This is a genomic window from Luminiphilus sp. nBUS_16 (assembly GCF_051201645.1).
Lineage (GTDB): Bacteria > Pseudomonadota > Gammaproteobacteria > Pseudomonadales > Halieaceae > Luminiphilus.
The window spans coordinates 1,337,273-1,359,301 of the sequence record NZ_CP179205.1 but is presented as its reverse complement, the minus strand read 5'-3'; the positions used below and the strand labels follow the sequence as shown (position 1 = coordinate 1,359,301).

The following is a 22,029-nucleotide window of genomic DNA, read 5'->3' as shown; positions in this document are numbered from 1 at the left end:
ACAGCTTATGAAACATGACAAAATAGAACGAACCCCGAGCCTCATGGTGGCCCTGATTATTGTTGCCATCAGCTTTGGTACGCTCGTCGAGCTGGTGCCATTGGCTTTTTCAAAAAATAGCACAACACCGATAGAGGGACTGAAACCCTATTCGGCGCTTGAGCTCGAAGGGCGAGACATTTACATTCGCGAAGGATGCCATACCTGCCATTCGCAAATGATACGCCCCCTTCGTGCCGAGACGGAACGCTATGGGCATTACTCAGTCGCAGGCGAATTCGCCTATGACAGGCCCTTCCTCTGGGGTTCCAAACGCACAGGTCCAGACCTTGCTCGTGTGGGCGAGCGTTACAGTGACGAATGGCACCGGGCACACCTGTACAACCCTAGAGATGTGATTCCCGAGTCCAACATGCCGGCATTCCCATGGCTTTTTGAGGACACGATCGACGCCAAAACAACCCCTGTAAAGCTCTCAACACTGCGTAAGCTGGGCGTTCCCTACACCGACGCAGACATTGCGAGTGCAGAGGCTGCCGTTACAGACGTGCGAGAAATCGATGCCCTCATCGCCTACTTGCAGCAGTTAGGTACGCTAATAAAGGCGCGGCGCTAAGATGGACATCAACGATTTGCGTGGGCTCAGTACTGCCTTCATGTTGGTAAGTTTTATTGGGCTCGTTGTTTGGGCTTACGGCCGCAAACAAAAAACACCCTTTAAAGATGCGGCTAATCTGCCCTTTGCAGATCGAGAGGTCGCTGAACGTACGCGAAGCGAGGTGCTAGATCGTGAGTAACTTCTGGAGCGGATGGATTATTTTATTGACAGTCGCCCAGCTGGTGGCGACCCTTTGGATCCTCCTTGGCAATCGAAAAAAACCCGCTGAGGAAATCAAAACAACGGGGCACAAATACGACGGCCTAGAGGAGCTAGACACCCCGCTCCCTACGTGGTGGGTGTATATGTTTGTTTCAACCATCGTTTGGTCGGTGGGTTACCTGGCGCTGTATCCCGGCATGGGTAGCTACCAAGGTCTGTTAGGTTGGACCTCAACAGGTCAGTACGAGGCAAGAGTGGCCAAGGCTGAAGACCAGTATCGGGCCATGAGAGACCGCTATCTGGCGCTGCCCGTTGAGGAGATTGCCTTTGAACCCAAGGTCCGAAAAATGGGACGTCGCTTGTTTGGCAACAATTGCGCGCAGTGCCATGGTTCCGATGCCTACGGTGCACATGGATTTCCAAACCTTGCTGATAACGATTGGCTTTACGGAGGAAGTCCGGAGGCCATTAAAGCCACACTGATTCACGGTAGGCAGGCTGCCATGCCAGCTTGGCAGGCTATTTTGGGAGATGCCGGCATCGATGAGGCCACCCAATATGTATTGTCCTTAAATGCTCGTGAAGCAGATCCAGCCAAAGCCGCAAAAGGCGCTGGGCATTTCCAAGCCTATTGCGCGGCTTGTCATGGCACTGACGGCAAGGGCAATCAGCTTATGGGCGCCCCCAACCTCACCAATGGCATCTGGCTTTATGGCGGCACCGCTGACCAAATAGCGCACACACTGCGCAATGGCCGAAATGGGAAAATGCCTGCCTTCAACGAGACGTTGACTGAAGATAAGATTCACATACTCACCGCGTGGGTTTATGGGCTCAGCCGGTCATCCACTGTGACAGCGACAGCCGCTAATCTCTGACGCGTCACCCTTGAATACTCCATGTTATGAATAGTCAACACGATGACGTGATTGCCGTTGATTCCGCTGTGCCAGCGGAGGTCAGCGAGCTCGATAAAAAGTCGCGTCGCGAAAAAATTTACACTAGGGCTATTGAGGGGCGTTTCCAGCGACTCCGCCTGTATACCGGCTGGCCATTGCTGCTTGGCTATTTTCTCCTCCCTTGGCTTATGTGGGACGGCCGAGAAGCCATATTGTTTGATCTTCCCGCGAGAAAATTCCACATCCTTAGCCTAACCCTTTGGCCTCAGGACCTGATCCTGCTCGCTTTTATTCTCATTATCGCTGCGTTCACTCTGTTTACCGTTACCGCTCTCTGGGGACGCTTATGGTGCGGATACACCTGCCCGCAAACCGTCTGGACTGCCATCTTTATGTACATCGAGCAACGCTTTGAGGGGAGTCGCAACCAAAGAATCAAGCTAGATCAAGAACCGATGTCATGGCGAAAATTGCGCAAAAAAACGCTGAAACACTGTGGTTGGGGGCTAGTTGCAGCCTTTACTGGACTGACATTTGTTAGCTACTTTGTGCCTGCTCGCCAATTGCTACCTGATCTCCTCACCTTCTCAGCTGACCTGGGTGCGGCAAGTTTTGTCCTGCTTTTTAGTGCTGCCACTTATCTCAATGCGGGGTACTTGAGGGAAAAAGTGTGTACCGATATGTGCCCTTACGCCAGATTTCAATCGGTCATGTTCGATAAGAATACCTTGGTCGTCACCTACGATACCGACCGTGGCGAACCAAGGGGCTCCCGCAAACGCTTCGCCAGCAAAGAATCCCACCAAGGCGACTGCATCGATTGCGAGCTCTGTGTTCAAGTCTGCCCCACCGGCATTGATATACGAGACGGGCTACAGTACGAATGCATTGGCTGTGCCCTTTGCATCGATGCCTGCGACTCTGTCATGGAGAAAATGGGATCACCCAAAGGACTGGTGGGCTATGCCAGTGAGAACGCGCTGGCAGGCCAAAAAACCACAGGGATCCCACCGAAAATCTTGGGTTATATTGCAGCGCTATTGGTTATGTTGGCGTTATTTACTTCATCCCTTTTCAACCGCAGCTTGGTAGATATCAGTGTATCTCGAGACCGCGGTCAACTTTATCTCCCCGCTGCGGGAGGGTTAATTGATAATGTTTTCGAGATACGGGTAACAAATCGCAGCGATGAAGTCGCAACTTATCGTATCGAAGCTGTGGGCATTACCGGGGCCTCAATCCTTGGAGAGGAATCCATAACCGTTTTGGGCGGCGAACTATTCGAGCTCGGTGTTCGGCTCCGAGCTGATCCTAGCAACCTGCCCTTTCCCGGCACCCCCGTTTTATTTAGAGCGGTGTCCATTCACCATGAGGCGATCTATGCGGAAGCAGAATCTCGTTTCATCCGGCCAGCGCTATAACGGGTACAACAGCCTATGCTCCCTTGGTATAAACAATTTTGGCCCTGGTTTTTGATTGTTCTTCCCGGAACAGCTGTGGTTGCCACTCTGTACACAGTGATCATTGCCAATCAGTATGCAGATGACCTTGTCGTAGACGATTATTACAAAGAAGGTTTAGCGATTAACCAGCAGCTCGAAAGGCAAAATCGCGCGAAGTCGCTCGAGCTCACCGCTAAATTCAGCCCCGAAGAGCGCCGGCTTGATATTCGCATTGAAGGTAAGATTGAGGCGCCACAGTTGCGCCTCTTGTTATCTCACGCGATGGAATCCGACCGCGACTTTGCCGTGCCAGTACAGCGAGTTGCCCAAGGACATTACCGGGTTTTACTCCCCCAGGCATTAAAAGGGCGATGGCACTGGACCCTTGATGAGGGTGTCAGCAGCGATTGGCGACTCGACGGCGATCATCTCTTTTGAAGGTAGAGCCTGCCGCAACACAATGCTTTCATTGTGGAGAGCCACTGCCCAATGACACAACGTTCACGGTTTGCGTAGATAACACCGACCGAGCCGTATGCTGCCTTGGATGCCAAACTGTCGCCCACCTGATCGCGGGGGCCGAAATGACAGCCTTTTACCGTCAGCGCACCGATTATCCCCCCACTCCTGACCAGCAATCGACACAAACCTCTGACTGGTATAACGACAAGCTCTGGTTGCAAACCTTCGCCAAAGTCGATGCAGAGCAACAAGAAATACCCCTCATGGTGACGGGCATGAGTTGCGCCGCCTGCGCTTGGGTGATTGAGCGATTTCTTCAGGAGCTTGCAGATGTTCAGTCAGTACACATTCAGCTGACACTGGGAAAAGTCACCGTCAACCTATTGCCCGACTGCGCCGCTGGCCCCGCTATCGAGGTGTTACAGCGATTGGGTTACCGAGTTCAGCCTTGGCGTGCTGACAGTCGACTGCAGCAAATGCGAGAGGACTATCGCCGAGATCTGCGGCGTCTTGGCATTGCTTTTCTGGGAATGATGCAAGTGGGCATGTTTGCAATTGCGCTCCATGCCGGGGCACTGCAGGGTATCGATACTGATCTGCAACAACTGCTGCGCCTCATGAGTGCTCCCCTAACCCTTTTCGTTCTTGGCTACAGTGGCAGAGAATTTTTTGAGCGTGCCTGGCAGCATTTAAAGCATCGCACCCTCATTATGGACAGCTCGGTGTCGCTAGCACTGATTCTTGCAACGGCCGCAAGTCTATGGTCAACGCTACAAGGGGGTGGTGAGACCTACTACGACTCCGTAACCATGTTTGTTTTTTTTCTATTGCTGGCGCGGTTCGTAGAAAAAAGACTGCGAGACAGAGATCTTATTCAGCTGGTACGAGTCGCCGATGAACTCCCCGAGTTTGTCGCGGTTTTACGTGACCACCAGTGGCAGCGACTTCCCAGACATACAGTTCAGCCGGGAGAAATGATTCGGGTGGCCACTGGCGAGGCTATCGCTTTCGACTCACGAGTTGTCACGGGAGCATCCGTTGTGGACGAGGCGGTTTTTACCGGTGAATCTCTGCCTAGAACCGTGCAAAAAGACGACGTTGTTTTTGCCGGCACAATCAATGAAGGATCCAGTCTCGAGCTTATGGTGGAACACGGCTTTAGTGACTCGCGCCTTGCGGCTCTGGCTCAAGACATTGACAGGGCCCGAGGTGATAAGCCCGCTCATCTGCAATTGATCGATCTGTTTGCAGCGCGCTTTATTAGTGTTGTTCTGGCGGCTGCAGCCATCACATTTGTTGTTTGGTGGAATATAGAACCCGCGCGAGCGTTTTGGGCGAGCATCGCGGTTTTAGTGGTGGCCTGCCCCTGCGCTTTATCCCTTGCAACACCGGCAGCACTGACAGCGGGCAATGCGTGGTTGGGGCGACGCGGCGTTCGCGTTCGCAGCGAAACAGGCTTGTTGGCCGTCGCTGCAGCTAATCACGTCATTTTCGATAAAACCGGCACTCTGACTGAGACACAACTTATGATCTCAACCATCAGCACTGCCCAAGGCGTCGATATTGATGAAGCTCTCAGCACCGCCGCAGCGTTGCAACAATTCAGCAGTCACCCCGCCGCCAGACCCTTTCATCAAAGAGAGCACAACTATGCGGTTCGAAATGTCGAAATTATTGCAGCACAAGGCGTCGAGGGCTGGGATAGTGCGCGCAATATAAAATTACGTCTTGGCAGTCTTACTTTTTGCCGTGAAATTGCCCCGGGCCTACCCGATAGACCCGATGACAGCCATTACTGGATAGCCTTAGTTGAGGACGGCCGATGGCTCGCCTGGATTAGCCTTTCAGAAACGTTGCGACCGGGCACGCAACAGCTTATCGACGAGCTCAAGGGAGAGACACTGACCCTTGAGATTTTGTCGGGTGACACGGAACCACGCGTACGCCAAATTGCATCGAGTTTAGGTCTGGCTTACACAGCATCGTTACGTCCCGAAGAAAAGCTCACCGAAATCAAACAGCGCCAGAGCTCAGGCGCCACCGTTATGGCCATTGGCGACGGACTTAACGACGCACCTTTGCTGCGTGCAGCCGATGTCTCAATTGCCGTCGCGGGTGCCACAGCATTAGCGCAAGCCCAAGCTGATTTTGTCATCACCGAGGAAGACACTAACCGACTATTAACGATAAGAAAGGCTGCTCATGCGACTCGTCGTATCACTCGACAAAATTTGCTTTGGGCAGCGGGTTATAATTTGCTGGGGCTGCCTCTCGCTGCCTTTGGTTATGTGCCACCTTGGGCAGCCGCTTTGGGCATGTCCGCCAGCTCACTGTTGGTGGTCCTCAATGCTTTGCGATTGCGTCGGCTGAAGGATTGATATTTTGGACAGCCTGTACTTACTCATACCGATAGCGCTCATCTTTGTCATCATTGTTGCCGCTTTGCTAATTTGGTCGATTAATCGGGGACAGTATGACGACCTCGATCACGATGCTTGGCGAGCCTTGAACGACGACCTGACGAGGAACCCGCCAAAAGAGGGCGACAATGACCAGCACTGAAGCGACCAGCGCCATCCTTCTTGGGCTTGCTGGAGCAGGCCACTGTATGGGTATGTGTGGCGGTTTAGCACTGGCCTTTCAGGCGCCCGAGGGCCGACGATGGAGCTTTCCCCTTGCCTATCATTTCGGGCGTTTACTCGGCTATGCATCCATCGGTGGGTTTATCGGATCGGTGGCACTGTTTCTACCTATTACCCAATGGACATTTTACTTACGGGTCATCGCTGCACTGCTTTTGATCGCTGTAGGCTTGCACACGCTCAAGCTCTGGTACGGCATCACAGCACTGGAGCGACTGGGCGGTGGCGTCTGGCGCGGGATAAGGCCAATGATCACCGCATTTTTGCCGCCAAAACACGAGGGGCATGCCATGGTGATGGGCGCGTTGTGGGGATTTATGCCCTGCGGATTGGTTTACAGCGCCCTCGCTTGGAGCGCAGCAACCGCAAGTGGACCTTTCGATGGGGCCTTTCTCATGGGCTTATTTGGGGTGGGAACCTTACCCGCCATGCTAGGTACAACGTTAGCGGGCCAACATGCAAATGCCGTCTTGCGCCATTCAACCTTCCGGCATCTGATGGGGATGACCCTCATCATTATGGGGTCCTATAGTTTGTGGCTCACCACACCCTTCTCGGGCCATGGCACAACGCCAATGCACCATACGCCTCATGAAGAGCTGACCCCATCAAGCCAATCTGACCATCACCACCACTCCTCCCAAGAAGACACCTCAACATGACGGGCACTGTTGACGCCGGGACAAAACAATCAGGGGACACCGGAGCCGTCATATTGGCAGCAGGCGCGGGTAGTCGGCTGGGCCGCCGACCCAAATGTCTTCTAGAGCTCGACGGAACAGCACTGATTCATCGGCAAATTCAAGCGATCAAAGCACTAGGGGAAATCGAGATCGTGGTTGTGCTGGGGCACCACTGCAACCTGATTGCACCGGTATTAGAGGATCAACCGGTGAGCATCGTAGTCCAACCTGAAGACCAACACAGCCAATCAGCGTCAGTGCGCTTAGGCGTCTCTGAGCTGTCAGCCAAAGTGAATAATCTACTGATATGCCCCTCTGACCTACCCTTACTCAACGCTGAGGATTATCGGGCCGTCTATGACATTTTTAGAACGCGCGAGCCTTCGATGCACTTTATTGGACCCGAGGTAGCCGGCATACCCGGCCACCCCGTGATTTTTGACTGTCAGGTCATCAAACAAATTTTATCCGGGGACCCTACCTTTGGCTCTGGCGCCTGGCGCACGGCTAACCCCTTAAACACCCAACGCTGGCAAACCACAAATGATCACTACATCCGTGATATTGACAGTGAGGAAGATCGTCGCCGATTCGAGGCCGAGACCAAGCGCAAATTACAATGGCCCAAAGCGGTTAGCTAACGTCTCGTGCGAGGCACCACAACGCCGAAAATTTTGAGGGTTAATCGCTGTTGAGACTCGACGCACTTAAGCTTCGATTTTTTCTCGTGCGGTGAAGCGCGCGAAAATTATCAAAAAGAATGAACGCAAGGCCACACCATACGATTAGGAAAGACGCGAGTGTCACAGGAGTAATCGACTCACCCAATATCGTTTGAGCCACGATCAGTTGCAAGGAAGGCCCAAGATAAGAAAAAAGACCGACCGTTGACATCGACAGAATTCGAGCTGAGGCGACATGCGTCAAAAGAGGCACGGCTGTTAACGCGCCGGCACCCAGCAAAAACAAGTCAGTTCGCAAACCGTATTCAAAAAGCCCACCGCCCTGATGCAAAACAAGCCAAATGGCACCAACCGGCATCAAGAACAACGACTCCATAAATAGCCCCTGAATCGCGTCCGCTTGAATATACTTACGAATAACGCTGTAGGTCGCAAATGAGATAGAGAGTGTTAACGAGACGATTGGCAGCGTTCCTACAGCAACTAACTGCACCATCACCGCTAAAACGGCGAGGGCCATCGCTACCTGCTGTGGCCGAGTTGGACGCTCTTTGAAGACTAAAACTCCTGCCATCGCAGTCAGTATGGGGAGCATGAAGTAACCCAAACTGGCCTCAGTGGCACGACCATTAGTCACGGCAAAAAGAAAAACCCCCCAATTAATCGAGATCAGAAATGCCGCCAACGCGGTGAATTTTAACGTGTGCCAATCTCGCAGCAATAAAAGCGTAGACCTAAATCGTCCAAACGCCAGCAAAACGAGCAACACCGCGGGCAGTGTCCAAACACCTCGGTGCGCCAAAACGTCGAGTGGCGGGACCGGCTTTGTCTGTATCCAGTAAAGAGCAGCACACCCCCAGACTGAATTGGCAATTAAGGCCAGTAAAATACCCAAGCGATTTTGGGAGGCTGATTTCATCACGCTTTTATCTCCAGCACCGTCAAAATCACCATACGCAACGCGAGTACAGTTACGATCCATTTAAAGACGGCTTCAAAATTTGTTTGCGGCACAGACTGTCGCAGACGCGTCCCCAACCAGCTACCGATAATGACTGCCAGGCTCATAACCGTGATCGTTAACCACCAGGCATTAAAGGCGAACCCCAATAACCCGAAAGCGACAGCTCTGATGCCATGGTTGATGGTCATGTAAACACCGGTGTTAACGACCAACCACTCACGCTCCGTATTGATTCGATTGAGAACCACCGCCCCCAACGGCCCAGTTGCACCCGCAACCATACCCAAGCCGGTCTGATACAGCCCTAAGGCAAACAACGCTGCACCGCCCTGAGGGAGAAATCGGTCAAGGGGCAACCAAACAACCAGCAATATCATCACCCCCGCCACCCCGGGTAGTACTGCGAAGCTGACAAGATCGACCGCAGGACTGCCAATCGCCGCCCCCAACAGGCTGCCCAAAGTTAAGGGCAGCAAAAGCGTTAAATCCGCGTGACGAAAAGCAAAACCAACCCGAGCAAAATTGCTAATAAATTGCACCACCGCATGTATTGGGATGATAACGGCTAGAGGCATCAAACCGGGCATCAACAGCATCAGCACAACGCCACCACCCAAACCCACCACAGCCGTCATTAGTGACGTCGTAAACCCCGCGAGGGCCAAGATCATTAAGTCTGCGACATTTGCCATTGCTTTGTTGCCATTTCGTTAATCGCCGCACCGAGTAAGCGCGCTCTAGCCTCACAGCGACTTGGCCACGAGCAAATCGGCGGCCAGTGTAACTGCTTTTCGATCATGCAGTATTGTCCATAGCGTACCTTCAGTGTGGTGCGCACTATCCGCTATAGCCGGAGTATTTCTCCCTTATTACTAGGCGATGGGGTTTACGGAGAATCTGTTACTCGGATAGCTCCTTTAACTGGGTACCCATTGCTCTTCATCGCCCAGCGGTCACTGACATTCTGGGCTAGCATCAAAGGCCATCCTCAAGGCACAGCCACAGGCTGTCAGCGGGAAAGTAGAGTGCTGTTTTTATCACAGTTGCAGTCGCATCAAAGGCTTCGATCAGAGCACGGTAACGCTTCAGCTGCCCCAAGTAGTGGTCAGCTTCTCGTGCTAAAAATTCCTGCTGGGTTTCTGCCCCATGAGGTCGGCTCGTTTTGTAGTCAATCAACCAGCGATAGCCCGTTGCTTCATCAATAAACGTTCGATCAATAATATTTTGCACTGCCGGGTTGTCACCTTCTCGGGACATAAGAATCAACTCGCTGTGAGCCGCCTCATGCTGCCCAAGAATCCAACGACCCCGCTCGTCGTTGAGTGTGGCTGCGATCATTGCTTCAGCATTTATCAGTGCAGCGGCCAATGCCTCACCGTCGAGCCCGTTATCGATGAGCCCGAATTGCAGTCCGCGACGAACCGCTGCGTCCACCCCAATGGGTAGCGCCTCTCGCTGACTCAACAGCTCCAGTGCCCTGTGTACAACGACGCCCACCGTTCTCTCGACAAAATGGCCATTGGATTGCACAGAAGCCGATTCTTCACGGTGAAAAGCTTGCTGCTCGGACACCGTCGTATTGGCGCCCTCGTCTGAGTTCTGCCCCAGAAACCGGCTTGAGGGTAACCGCCATAAATTACACGCTGCGGAATCGAGGAACGGAGCGCTAACGTTTACCTCTGAAGGCGCTGTATCACTCCCTGCTGCATGCTCGATCACTTCATCGATCAGTGCCTCACGCAGAATACCCAATGGCGAGTTGCTGCCAGGCCAACCTAGGTGTGCGTCGTCGGAACTCTCGACTTTGCCCAAGCCACTCAACCACACGCGACAACGCGCCCTGGTAACACCGACATAGAGCAGTCGACGCAGCTCTGCAGCCTCCCGCCGTTTTTGCAGCCAATTTAGATAGTTGTAAAGCGTAGGGGCCGTTTTCTGCCGATCGTCAGCTGCAATAAGCAGCTCGCGCTGCTCGGCTTGGGTGTGAAAATGCCAGCGCAAAAGGTCCCGCTGATTAGGCCGAGTTCCTTTGTGCAGCGCCGGCATGAATACATAGTCAAATTGCAGCCCTTTAGCTTTATGCAAGGTCATGAGTTCCACACCAGATTGCCCGTGGTCATGGCTGGCGTAAAGTTGCTCCAAGGCGCCCTCCAACCAGTCAGGATCGAGACCAATGCCCTCAACGTCTGCCCGTGCGAGCAGATCGAAAAAACGTGTGGCATCGTCCCGGCCCTGAATCGACAAAGTTGAGGGCGCCTGAAGCTTCAACCAAATTTGTTCTACCCAAACTCGCAGCGACAGCCGATCGCGTCGTGTTTCAGCCCAGTCCAAAGCGGCTTGTAGCGAACCGGCTCGCTTCACGGCCAAAGTGTCTAGCAGGCCTGGCGCCCGGCGGAGTATTGCTCGCAAACTAAACGGTCGCGGCTGATCCTCAATCAATTGGTAAATCTCAGACAGCAGCAAACCACAAAACGGCGCCCGCAGCAGAGCCAGAGCGGCAACCTCATCGGCGGGATTAGCCAACCAGCGGCATAAGGACAGGAGGTCCATAACCGCCGCTGAGTGCTCAATTTTTTCGAGATCACGCCCCAAGAAGGGCACCTTCTGCTGTTGCAGCGCGGCAATAATAGGTGCCGCATGACTACGCGCTCGCAGCAAGACCGCAACCGTTGCATCGGGCTCACCTTGATATATCTGAGCAACTTTCTCAGCAATCCAATTAGCCTCCATCGAATCGACATCATCGGGAAACAAATGTGCTTCTACCGCATTCCCTGAGAGGGCTGCGTTTACCGGAACTGCTTGGGTATAACTCACTTCGCTGCGCTCAGAGTTGCTCACCGCAGGAAAAACTTGCGCAAACACCCGATTCACCCAGTCAACAACACCAGCTTGGGAGCGAAAGTTCCTAGTGAGCTCCAAAGACTCAAGAGGCAAACCTCCGATACCTGAATCCTTTGCGTCAAGAAACAGGCTGACATCCGCATAGCGAAAGCCGTAGATCGACTGCATGCCGTCTCCGACGATAAAAACGGTTCGAGGCGGCGCGCCCGTCGCATTGTGCTCGTGCCATCCACGCACAAGCTTCTTCAAAAGCGTAAATTGCTGGTTCGAAGTGTCCTGAAATTCGTCGACCAAAATATGTGCTATCTGATAATCAAGACGCAAAGCTAGATCTGTGGGTTCATCATCAGAACCTAAAGCCAGTGAGGCTGCCAAGGCCACATGGGTGAAATCTACACGGCCTTCACGCTGAAACACCAACAAAAGCTGGGCCTGCAACACCGGTAGCAAGCGAGAGAGCCGTAAAACCAATCGCCAACTGGCGTCATCGTCGGATATAACCGGCAACCTCCGCAGCTCCAGTAAAACAGGGGGTATGGGACCCTCACTTAGCGCCGCCAACAAATCTTGCAATCGTGCTTTAGTCTCAGATTTTGCGGGAAACCCCAATTTGACATTCACCCCGTTGGGTTTACGCCACGCGTCGGTGCTCGTCAGAAGAATATGAGCAGCCGCCTTCCAGCTTTCGAAAGCACTATGCTCAGCGCCCAAATACACGTCTGGCTTACCCAACTCATCAGCAGATGCCTGAGCCAAGGCCTGCAGTTCTTCGAGACAAGATCCAAACTCATCGCAAAGACGAGCAACAATTGATTGAACTAAGGATTCAACGGTTCCTTGCAACCTTAAAGCCGCTTCTGTGGGGTCGGCGTGCTGTCCCAATTTCTCACCCCAATCGCCCCGCCTAGCCAGTAGCGCAACCAAAAGTCCGCGCACCGATTCCCAGTCGTTATTGAAATGCAGCAACAGTGAGCTAAGGTCTTCGCCCTCCAGTGTGTTGCTACCTACCGCAGCAAACAGCTCGATCACGGCCTGCTCGAACAGGGGTTTATCGTGCTCTGTGATCTCGACGGCGCCGCCAAGCCCGCTCAATATCGGCATTTGGCGTGTGAGATCGGCGCAAAGGCTATCGATGGTGCGAAGGTTAAATTCCTCAGGATCTAGGGACCAGCTGTGTTTATCGGCATGGGCCAACACTGCTAGGGCCAAATCCCGAGTTTGTCGCTCGTGACTCGCGGTAACTTCAACACCCGCCCGGGCTTCGTCAAGCTTCATCAGCAATCGCTCCCGCATTTCGGCTGCTGCCTTGCGAGTGAAGGTCATCGCCAATACCTGCTCTGGGCGGTCAACCGTGGGGAGCAGCGCCAGAATTCTCTGGGTAAGTAACTCGGTCTTACCTGAACCCGCGGGGGCAGTGACACAAAAGCTGCGACTGGGATCGAGAGCCGTCGCTCGAATCTGCGTATCGCTACCGCTCACAAGGCATCTCCCAACCCGCCTTGCAGGGCCTCGTCGGTTAAGTCTGCAGTTTGAGTGTATCGACAGACGCTACCCAGGGCACAATAGCGGCAGGCTTGAGGTTGTGGATCAATGGCGGCGTGGCCTTTGACAAAGTCATCAGCCAATCGTTCTAGTCGATGTCGCCAAGAAGTTCGCAGTGCCTCCCAGCTTTCTATGGGCACTGTCTCATACTGCTTTACTTGATCTGGCAAGGGGACTTCTTTAACGCCTAGCCCCAGTGCCTCGCCCAAGAACACGTACTCTGCGCCGTCTTGATGGACTCGACCGAAAGCGACCCCTTCGACACTCTCATTGAGCAGCGCGTAAAGGGGTAATTGAGGGTCGCCGGGACGCTCCCCCAGCCAACTCGAGCGGCGAACACTGCCTGTTTTATAGTCGATAACCACTTGACGGTTGTCATCTAACCGATCGATACGATCAGGCCTAAGCTTGAGTACCAGAGAGCCCAAAGGCAGTTCATGACTGTCCTCTTGCTCAAGGACGTAAAAGTTACCTTCTCGCTGTACCTCGAACTCCAACCAGCTCTTTAGCAAAGCAGCGACACGCTGAACCTCCAAATCAAGACAAGCACTGCCAACCCGCTTTCTGATATTGCAATGCCGCCCTTGTGCACGGCGCTCTAAACTCTGAACAGCTCTCTCTGTTGAGTCCTGAATAAGGGCGTCAACCTGAGCGGGGGTCATAGCTCGCAGGCTGTCACTGTCCTTTAAAACCTCCCAAGTGAAATGCAGCGCGTCGTGAACAACGTTGCCACGCTCTGCTGCCGTTAATCCAAATACCGGCGTGGCCACATTTGCAGGACCCAGGCGATGACTAACCCACGCACGAAACGGACAGTTAGACTGGTTACTGATTACGCTGGCACCGCCACCCCATTGAATAACGGCGCCTGCGACGGCTACATTGCCCTCATCCAATGATTCTAGCGGCGACGGCATGGGCCAGTGGTCGGGCGCCTGTTGTTCCTTAACGGGGTCGTGTGGCGGTATTGCACAGGCGAGCTGGCTGGGCAAAACCTCGAGACCCTCCTGCACACTGGCGTAACTAGCACTGACATCACCATGGGTGGTCCTTAAGCTGCTGAGCAGTGCAATCGCAGACTTCTCAAGTGCCGCGCTGTCAGCGCTAAGCAGACCTAACTCATGTTGCAGGCGATTGGGTAAGAAAGGCAGCAGCTGAGCCCTTGGAGGTAATGAACCCGACTGAAGGCCGCAAATCCAAAGAGCGTCAATCTGTAAACCCACCACTTCCTGAGGGCCAAAAACCTGTACTGCAGTATCGTCAGTCTTTGGCTGAAAAACACGATCATCCAAGCACTGCTCCCAAAGGAGCGTGAGCTGCTGAAAAGTGAGCTCCCCAGTAATACAGTCCTGCACCACCAGCTCATCCAACGCGATCTCCAAGCGCTCAAACTGCTGATACTCGAGGGAATCAAGGGCGGCGCGACCGGGCCACTGCCAAAGCTTTAGAACCTCTCGAATCGTATCTAACCACAGTGAGGGCAAGCGTTTTCCTTGCGTAGCGCGATCGGTACGCAACAGCTGTAAAGCGCGGGTTAAGTGGGACTCAGGGGCATAAATTTCAGCCAAATGGTGCAAATCGCGCTTATCAATAACTTCGCTAGACAACTCAGTGCACGCCTTACGCAACTGCAGTAACCCAACGCCATCGAGGTCTTCACCCCCATGAAGAAACGGTGATCGCAATAATGCCAACACCTCACTTCGCGCCAAGCTGACCTTCTCATTAGCGACCGCCAAGCGCAGCGCCAGCAAAGCGTCACGAAACATTGGCGTCTTGGACAACGGCATCCCAGAGCTGAAGTTGACAGGTAATGCCGCGTAGCGCGCCCCCAAACAATCAAATTCTCTGCGTAGCTGGTATTCGAGGTCCGGACGGTCGCGCTCAAAATCGAGTAATACAATCGCAGTGCTTCCCAGGTTTTCTCGATGTCTTCGAGCAGCCCATGCGGCGATGGCCATTGCCTCTGTTCGCCGACTGGGAAATTGCTGTGTCGCAAGCGGCAAAAGACTCTGCTCTCCCAACGCTTCAGGAATTTTCAAAGAAGCCAAGTGACTCAAGACTTGATGGGTCAATGGTGGTAGCTGCAGCACGTGGCATAGCACAACAATTTCTTTTGACGAGACAGGCACAGTCAGCAAACTGCGATAAATATCGGCGCGCGTCGCCCAACCCTTGCGCGCCAACTGGGCAGTGAACTCTGAGCACCATCGGTCGAAAGTGGCGCAATCGGGGTCAAAGCCAAAGTATTGGCGCTGTGTCTTGTTCTCTGGGTTACCCCCCCACATTAGCCACAGCTGGCGGGCCCGAAGCGCCTGCTCCGCAGCGGCAGTTGGCTTTATGAGACTAAAGTCCGCCTGACGCTCCATATCGGCCCGAATAATCTGCATCCAGAGCCTTCGCTCTGCCACCCGACCAAGGAGACGACGAGGCGGCAAATTGCCGGCCTCAACCTGCTGGCGCCAGACAGATTCGAGCCAACCATCTACCGGCCGAATTGTTGGCGGCTGCGTAACCGCTTGCCCGCCCCTCATTTGCTCTTCAACCACCGCCTGTGTCATGACACGAGACAGACGCAATCCGGGGGTCAAAAACACGGCACCCTGCGTCAAGAATTCTCGAAAGGGTGATAAGTCAACCGCCGCTCTCAAAACCACACTCCAAGTTTTTTACAAATCACCACATGACGCTTCGGGTTCAGACAGTTAGAATCCGGTGCGCGTCGGCCTGTGACTACCCACATTGCCGTATCCCAAGTTTCTTTGAATATTGCAGGCAAACTAGCATGTCCAAACCCCATGTTCACAATGTTAACGTCGCTGCTCAGAAAATTCTGGTATCACCTGCCGCCTTACGCGACACAGTAGGCGTCAGCGAAGCATTGCAGGACCGCGTCGCTGAAACTCGGGAGGCTATCGAAAACATCCTCGATAGAACGGACCATCGACTGATGGTGGTCGTTGGACCCTGCTCCATTCACGACGTCAATGCTGCCATGGAGTACGCCCAGAAACTCAAGCATCTTGCTGAGCAAGTGGACGACGCCCTTTTGCTAGTCATGCGAGTTTACTTTGAAAAACCTCGAACAACTGTTGGCTGGAAGGGGCTGATTAATGACCCCCATCTCGATGACTCCTTTGATATCGAAGCGGGCTTAACAATCGGGCGCTCCCTATTAAAAGATATCCAGCAGCTGGGGTTGCCGACGGCTACCGAAGCTCTAGACCCCATCACACCACAATATTTACAGGATCTGATTAGCTGGTCAGCAATTGGGGCCAGAACCACCGAGTCACAAACCCATCGAGAAATGGCTAGCGGCCTCTCTTCAGCCGTTGGTTTTAAAAACGGTACCGATGGAGGTCTCGAAGTTGCCGTGAACGCCATGAAGTCTGTGTGCAACCCCCATCGCTTTTTAGGTATCAACAGCGAAGGCAAAGTCTCCGTGTTTGAGACCCGGGGCAACCGCTACGGACACGTCGTCTTGAGAGGTGGAACGGCTGGCCCTAACTACAACAGCCAGCATATTGCGCTGTGTGAGGAGGCCCTTGATAAAGCCGGCTTACCCGCCAATATTATGGTGGACTGCAGCCATGCCAACACCGAAAAACAGCCCGAACGCCAACCGTTAGTCGCTGCAGATGTCACTGAGCAAATCGTTGCAGGCAACCGGTCCATTATTGGGCTAATGCTGGAAAGCAACCTCCGGGCCGGCAACCAGAAAATTCCATCCAACCTTGAAGAGCTGGAGTACGGCGTCTCCGTTACCGACGGATGTATCGACTGGGAAACCACTGAGTCACTGTTGCTGGACATTGCCGCGCAGCTGCGCGCGGTGCTGCCCCAGCGCATGCAGGCTTAGATCAGCTCCTGTGCATTCAGCCTGGGGCGTGTTTGGAAGAAAGCTTTTGAGGGATTGAGGCGCGACTGCCTTTGCTAGGCCACTGTCGCTGGCTCTAAGGTCCAAGCTCTAACTACAGGCAATCCCGATGTTGGGCCAGACAAGTCGTAGCTTTTCAGTAATAAGCCTGGCTGCGGTCCGAGTGATCAGTGACATCCCTCACACCAACAAGCTCTGGCACTTGCTCCAGTAATGTTTTCTCGACACCATCTTTCAAGGTCATGCTCACCGCGCTGCACCCCTGACACCCTCCTCCAAACTTAAGAATGGCAAAAGCGTCTTCGGTAATTTCGACCAGAGACACTTCACCGCCGTGAGCGGCGAGTGACGGGTTAACTTCGTTATACAGCACGTAATTAATACGGTCCTCTATAGGGCTATCGACGTCAACGCGAGGCATTTTCGCATTCGGTGCCTTGATGGTCAGCTGGCCGCCAAATTTGTCTTTGTTGTAGTCCACCATGGCGTCTTCCAAAAAAGGCACGCTGCGCCCCTGAAACCATGCCTTAAAGTGGCCGAAATCTTCCTCGACATCGCCCTCTTCCAAATCACCCTCTCGGCAGTACGCAATGCACGTTTCCGCTTTTGGGGTTCCGGGCTGATTGATAAAGACGCGCACACCTAGGGCGTCCTCCTGCTTATCCAGCAGTTCTCCAAGGTATTCCCGAGCGGCTTCAGTAATCGTAATCATGGGGTTTCTCGTCTGCGAAATCAGTGAACGTCATTGACGCCGGCCATAATACCCGACTAATGGGGTAGGTCAAAATACGGTGGGCTTTTCACCCCAAATTGCGATCGGGGTTATATATCAATTTATTTTGATATATCATAATACTCCCATTTTTAATCAGTTGTATAACCTAAAATGCAAAACTCTCGGTTTCCAACCTACACAAAACCCTCTGCTAGCGCACTAATCACCGCTCTTGAGCAGCGAATCATGCTGATCGACGGTGCTATGGGCACCATGATTCAAGAGCGGGCTCTGGTTGAGGCCGACTATCGCGGTGAGCGCTTTGTAAACCACAGCCTAGACCTGAAGGGCAATAATGACCTGCTCACCCTGACTCGCCCAGACGTCATTTCTGCGATTCATAAAACCTATCTCGAGGCTGGCGCTGACCTGATTGAAACCAACACGTTTAACGCTACGGCTACTGCGCAGGCCGACTATCAATTGGAATCTATCGTTTGGGACCTCAATCGCGAAGGGGCGCGACTGGCGCGAGCCGCCGCCGACGAAGTCACTCAAAGTAATCCCGATAAACCACGGTTTGTGGCAGGAGTCTTGGGCCCGACACCTCGCACCGCATCTATCTCACCCGACGTCAACGATCCCGGAGCACGCAATATTACCTTCGATGTGTTGAAGGATGACTACCGCGTGGCGACCGAAGCGCTGATTGACGGAGGTGTAGATATCCTCATGATTGAAACGGTCTTCGATACCTTGAACGCCAAGGCCGCTTTATTTGGATGTCGAGAGGCCATGGACAAGCTGGGGGTTGAACTGCCCCTTATGGTTTCCGCGACATTTCCCGATACCAGCGGGCGTTTGCTGTCGGGGCAAACCGGCGAGGCTTTTTGGCACGCAATTGCCCACGCCCGACCTTTGATCGTAGGCAGCAACTGCGGTCGCAGGTTTCGGGAGGTGAAGCCTTTTTTGGAGGAGCTCGCGAAAGTCAGCGCTTGTTATTTCAGCGCTCACTTAAACGCAGGCCTCCCCAATGCGTTCGGTGAGTATGACGAAACGCCTCAAGATATGGCCGCTGACTTCGATACGTTTGCCGCGCAGGGTTTTTTGAATCTTGCCGGAGGTTGCTGCGGTACAACGCCAAAACATATCACCACAATCGCGTCCGCTGTCGCTGAACATGCGCCACGCAGCTTGCCTGCTCCCCCTGAAGACACTTATCTCAGTGGTCTTGAAAGCTTTGCCTTCACCGGAAAAAACTTTGTCAACGTTGGCGAGCGCTGCAATGTGACAGGTTCGGCACGATTTAAACGCCTCATTCTTGATGATGAGTACGAGGAAGCTCTCGACGTGGCACGCAAGCAGGTTGAGGACGGTGCGCAAATCATAGACATCAACATGGACGAAGGCATGCTGGATGCAGAAGCTGCCATGGTGCGCTTCCTAAACCTTATTGCTTCGGAGCCCGACATCGCTCGGGTACCCATTATGGTGGACTCCTCAAAATGGAGCGTTATTGAGGCTGGGTTGAAGTGCATACCGGGCAAATCCATTGTTAACTCCATCAGCCTAAAAGCTGGGGAGGCGGAGTTTCTAGAGCAAGCCGCCCTGTGCCAGCGCTACGGGGCCAGCGTTGTCATTATGGCTTTCGACGAGGACGGTCAAGCCGATACCCTGGATCGTCGTAAGGCCATTTGCCAACGCAGCTATGACCTGCTGAGAGAGAAGCTCGACTTCAATCCCTTTGACATCATGTTTGACCCCAATATCTTTGCCATCGGAACAGGCATTGAAGTCCACAACAACCATGCTGTCGATTTCATAGAGACCACCCGCTGGATCAAGCGCAATTTGCCCGGGGCAAGAATTTCTGGAGGCGTTTCTAATGTGTCCTTCTCCTTTCGCGGTAATAACCCGGTCCGCGAAGCGATCCATTCGGTCTTTTTGTACCACGCGATCGCTGCGGGCTTGGACATGGGAATTGTCAACGCAGGGCAGCTGGCTGTTTATGACGACTTACCAGCCGATCTGAAAGCTGCAGTGGAGGACTTAGTCCTAAACCGCAGAGATGATGCTACTGAACGACTCTTGGAGCTCGCCGAGGAATATCGCGGCACCGGTGGTCGCAGTCGGGTCGAGGATTTAAGTTGGCGGGAAGCACCTGTAGCCAGCCGCTTACAGCACGCCCTCCTAAAAGGAATTACCCAATTCATTGAAGACGACGCGGAAGAAGCACGGCAGCAATCAACGCGCCCTATCGATGTCATTGAAGGTCCACTCATGGACGGCATGAATACCGTTGGTGACCTCTTTGGCGAAGGTAAAATGTTCCTGCCTCAAGTGGTCAAATCAGCGCGCGTAATGAAGCAGGCAGTTGCCTACCTACAACCGTTCATTGAGGAAGAGAAGTCCGGCGCCGCAAAAAACAACGGCAAAATATTGCTGGCCACTGTCAAAGGCGATGTTCACGACATTGGTAAAAACATTGTGGGTATTGTGCTGCAGTGCAACAACTATGAAATTGTCGATCTGGGCGTCATGGTGCACTGCGAAGACATTCTCAGGGTGGCTCGTGAAGAGCAGGTCGACATTATTGGCTTGTCTGGACTCATCACACCGTCCCTTGAAGAAATGTCCTACATTGCGGGAAAAATGCAGCAAGAAGGGTTTCAAATCCCCCTTATGATTGGAGGCGCCACCACCTCTAAGGCCCATACCGCGGTCAAAATCTGCCCGGCGTATCAGAATGATGCGGTAGTTTACGTACCCGACGCATCGCGCAGTGTCAGCGTGGCCAGCAAGCTCTTGGGCTCGTCAAAGAAAGCTTTTGCTGAAAATATCGCCGAAGAATATGTTGTGGTGCGCGATCGAGTAGCTCGCAGAAAGAAACGCAGCGATCGCCTTGCCTACAGCGAAGCGGTTGAAGCCGCCTTCGCTGGGAACTGGGATACCTATCAGCCACCGAAGCCAAGCTTTTTAGGCGTGAAGACATTAAAGGACTATCCGCTAGAAACTTTGATCGACACCATTGATTGGACACCATTTTTTATCACCTGGGATCTACACGGCAAATACCCAGCCATCCTCGAGGACGATGTTGTCGGCGAGCAAGCGCGGCAACTCTTTGCCGACGCTCAATCCATGCTGCACCAAATCATCAACGAGGGCTGGCTACAAGCCCATGGCGTTATTGGCTTTTGGCGAGCTCAGCGGGTCGGCAGCGACGATATTCGACTGTTCAACGCGGCAAATGAACCCCTAGCTGACTTGCATCACCTGCGTCAGCAACTGCAGAAACGTGAAGGTGAAAGCAACCTGTCTTTGGCAGACTTTGTGGCACCAGAACAGGGACCTTCGGATTGGATAGGCGGCTTCTGCGTTACGACGGGGCACGGTGTTGAAGAGCGCGCCAAGGCTTTCGAAGCCGAGCACGACGACTACAATGCCATCATGCTTAAGGCCCTCGCCGACCGCCTCGCCGAATCCTTCGCCGAACAGCTCCACCGCGAAGTTCGAACCAACTACTGGGGTTATGACCCAGAAGAAACTTTGGAAAATGCAGAGTTAATTCGCGAAAGATACCGCGGTATCAGGCCAGCGCCGGGATACCCCGCCTGCCCAGACCATACCGAGAAAGCTACGCTGTTTAAACTACTGGATGTCGAAAAGAATTGTGGCGTGTCGCTGACAGAGAGCTATGCGATGTACCCTACAGCGGCAGTCAGTGGCCTGTATTTCTCCCACCCAGAATCGCGTTACTTTTCGGTGGGTAAAATTGGCAATGACCAAGTGTCCGACTTAGCAGAACGTAAGGGCGAATCTATTGACGACCTTAAATACTGGCTGGCCCCAATTCTTGATGAGGCTTAGGGTGTACCTTACTGAAAAACAACGCGACGCTGAGGTCTCCGAGTTGGTATTCTAGGCGGGATGTATGCGGCGCGGCACTGACAACTGACATGACACAGCACGACAATGAAACTCCAACGCCAACGAACAAGCTGTCCTGGCTAGACTTACTGCAGAGCATATTTGCCGCGGCACTGGGTGTGCAAAGTGCGAAAAATCGGGATCGAGATTTTAACGGTGGCAGCCCGGGGGTTTTCATCGCCGCGGGGTTGGTCTTCGCGGCGATATTTGTAGGGAGCTTGGTCTTATTGGTGCAATGGATCGTGGCTCGCTAGAACGGGCTCAGGCAGGCATACCACCGAGCCAGAACACTACCCACGTAACCACTACGGAAACAATAATCACGGCCGCCAGGCCATCGGCAGCGCCGTCAGACAAATTACTTTGAGACATCGTATCTTTCCTTTCAAAAGGGATAAATGTAGCCGTTAATATTCAGCGGGCGTATTTTGAAAGAAACCGGCCGCCAAAGCAAAGCCAATTGCTACCTAATCTGCAGATTGTCGTAGACTAGGGTAGGCCTTGAGCAGGCGTATTGCCGCTC

At 53.4% G+C, this 22,029-nt stretch carries 18 protein-coding genes; 12 read left to right on the top strand and 6 right to left on the bottom strand.

Annotated features, from left to right (window positions below; genetic code table 11):
• Window positions 1–7 precede the first annotated feature (7 nt).
• From ccoO to ACMAY6_RS05955, 9 genes are read left to right on the top strand one after another with little or no spacing between them, the layout of a single operon-like run.
• A complete protein-coding gene (gene ccoO / locus ACMAY6_RS05995; RefSeq protein WP_435215300.1) occupies window positions 8–616 on the top strand; it encodes a cytochrome-c oxidase, cbb3-type subunit II in 609 nt (202 codons plus the stop codon).
• A gap of 1 nt (window position 617) precedes the next feature.
• Window positions 618–797: a cbb3-type cytochrome oxidase subunit 3 gene (locus ACMAY6_RS05990; RefSeq protein ID WP_435215298.1), complete on the top strand. Its 180-nt coding sequence runs from the start codon at window positions 618–620 to the stop codon at window positions 795–797.
• Entirely contained in the window at window positions 790–1,698 is a 909-nt protein-coding gene (gene ccoP / locus ACMAY6_RS05985; RefSeq protein WP_435215296.1) for a cytochrome-c oxidase, cbb3-type subunit III, read from the top strand. The genes ACMAY6_RS05990 and ccoP overlap by 8 nt, the downstream gene beginning before the upstream one ends.
• Window positions 1,699–1,724: 26 nt before the next feature.
• Window positions 1,725–3,140, top strand: a complete 1,416-nt coding sequence (gene ccoG / locus ACMAY6_RS05980) for a cytochrome c oxidase accessory protein CcoG (RefSeq protein WP_435215295.1) — start codon at window positions 1,725–1,727, stop codon at window positions 3,138–3,140.
• A 15-nt stretch (window positions 3,141–3,155) separates the two neighbouring features.
• Window positions 3,156–3,599, top strand: coding sequence for a FixH family protein (locus tag ACMAY6_RS05975; RefSeq protein ID WP_435215294.1), 444 nt, complete (start codon window positions 3,156–3,158; stop codon window positions 3,597–3,599).
• Window positions 3,569–6,001, top strand: a complete 2,433-nt coding sequence (locus ACMAY6_RS05970; RefSeq protein WP_435215292.1) for a heavy metal translocating P-type ATPase — start codon at window positions 3,569–3,571, stop codon at window positions 5,999–6,001. The genes ACMAY6_RS05975 and ACMAY6_RS05970 overlap by 31 nt, the downstream gene beginning before the upstream one ends.
• A gap of 4 nt (window positions 6,002–6,005) precedes the next feature.
• The gene (gene ccoS / locus ACMAY6_RS05965) at window positions 6,006–6,185 is read left to right on the top strand and encodes a cbb3-type cytochrome oxidase assembly protein CcoS (protein WP_435215291.1); all 180 of its coding nucleotides are present in this window, start codon (window positions 6,006–6,008) and stop codon (window positions 6,183–6,185) included.
• Window positions 6,172–6,927 (top strand): sulfite exporter TauE/SafE family protein, encoded by a 756-nt coding sequence (locus tag ACMAY6_RS05960; protein WP_435215289.1) that lies wholly within the window; start codon window positions 6,172–6,174, stop codon window positions 6,925–6,927. The genes ccoS and ACMAY6_RS05960 overlap by 14 nt, the downstream gene beginning before the upstream one ends.
• The gene (locus ACMAY6_RS05955) at window positions 6,924–7,589 is read left to right on the top strand and encodes a nucleotidyltransferase family protein (RefSeq protein WP_435215288.1); all 666 of its coding nucleotides are present in this window, start codon (window positions 6,924–6,926) and stop codon (window positions 7,587–7,589) included. Before ACMAY6_RS05960 ends, ACMAY6_RS05955 begins: the two co-directional genes overlap by 4 nt.
• A 40-nt stretch (window positions 7,590–7,629) precedes the next feature.
• Here the strand turns inward: ACMAY6_RS05955 and rarD are convergent, their stop codons facing one another.
• From rarD to ACMAY6_RS05935, 4 genes are all read right to left on the bottom strand, one after another.
• The gene (gene rarD / locus ACMAY6_RS05950) at window positions 7,630–8,550 is read right to left on the bottom strand and encodes an EamA family transporter RarD (protein WP_435215286.1); all 921 of its coding nucleotides are present in this window, start codon (window positions 8,548–8,550) and stop codon (window positions 7,630–7,632) included.
• A complete protein-coding gene (locus tag ACMAY6_RS05945) occupies window positions 8,550–9,287 on the bottom strand; it encodes a TSUP family transporter (protein ID WP_435215284.1) in 738 nt (245 codons plus the stop codon). Before ACMAY6_RS05945 ends, rarD begins: the two co-directional genes overlap by 1 nt.
• Window positions 9,288–9,570: 283 nt before the next feature.
• Window positions 9,571–12,918 carry a UvrD-helicase domain-containing protein gene (locus ACMAY6_RS05940; protein WP_435215282.1) on the bottom strand — a complete coding sequence of 1,116 codons (3,348 nt, stop codon included), beginning with the start codon at window positions 12,916–12,918 and terminating at the stop codon, window positions 9,571–9,573.
• Window positions 12,915–15,632: a PD-(D/E)XK nuclease family protein gene (locus tag ACMAY6_RS05935; RefSeq protein ID WP_435215280.1), complete on the bottom strand. Its 2,718-nt coding sequence runs from the start codon at window positions 15,630–15,632 to the stop codon at window positions 12,915–12,917. The genes ACMAY6_RS05940 and ACMAY6_RS05935 overlap by 4 nt, the downstream gene beginning before the upstream one ends.
• Window positions 15,633–15,766: 134 nt before the next feature.
• Between ACMAY6_RS05935 and ACMAY6_RS05930 the strand changes: the two genes are divergently transcribed.
• Window positions 15,767–16,843, top strand: coding sequence for a 3-deoxy-7-phosphoheptulonate synthase (locus ACMAY6_RS05930; protein WP_435215278.1), 1,077 nt, complete (start codon window positions 15,767–15,769; stop codon window positions 16,841–16,843).
• Window positions 16,844–16,997: 154 nt separating this feature from the next.
• Here ACMAY6_RS05930 and nfuA read toward each other — a convergent pair whose 3' ends face one another.
• Window positions 16,998–17,573 carry a Fe-S biogenesis protein NfuA gene (nfuA, locus tag ACMAY6_RS05925; protein ID WP_435215277.1) on the bottom strand — a complete coding sequence of 192 codons (576 nt, stop codon included), beginning with the start codon at window positions 17,571–17,573 and terminating at the stop codon, window positions 16,998–17,000.
• A gap of 174 nt (window positions 17,574–17,747) precedes the next feature.
• Between nfuA and metH the strand changes: the two genes are divergently transcribed.
• Both metH and ACMAY6_RS05915 read left to right on the top strand, forming a co-directional pair.
• Window positions 17,748–21,446, top strand: coding sequence for a methionine synthase (metH, locus tag ACMAY6_RS05920; protein WP_435215276.1), 3,699 nt, complete (start codon window positions 17,748–17,750; stop codon window positions 21,444–21,446).
• An 89-nt stretch (window positions 21,447–21,535) separates the two neighbouring features.
• Entirely contained in the window at window positions 21,536–21,760 is a 225-nt protein-coding gene (locus ACMAY6_RS05915; RefSeq protein WP_435215275.1) for a DUF2970 domain-containing protein, read from the top strand.
• A 7-nt stretch (window positions 21,761–21,767) separates the two neighbouring features.
• Here ACMAY6_RS05915 and ACMAY6_RS05910 read toward each other — a convergent pair whose 3' ends face one another.
• Window positions 21,768–21,878 carry a methionine synthase gene (locus tag ACMAY6_RS05910; protein WP_435215274.1) on the bottom strand — a complete coding sequence of 37 codons (111 nt, stop codon included), beginning with the start codon at window positions 21,876–21,878 and terminating at the stop codon, window positions 21,768–21,770.
• Between the last annotated feature and the right edge of the window lie 151 nt (window positions 21,879–22,029).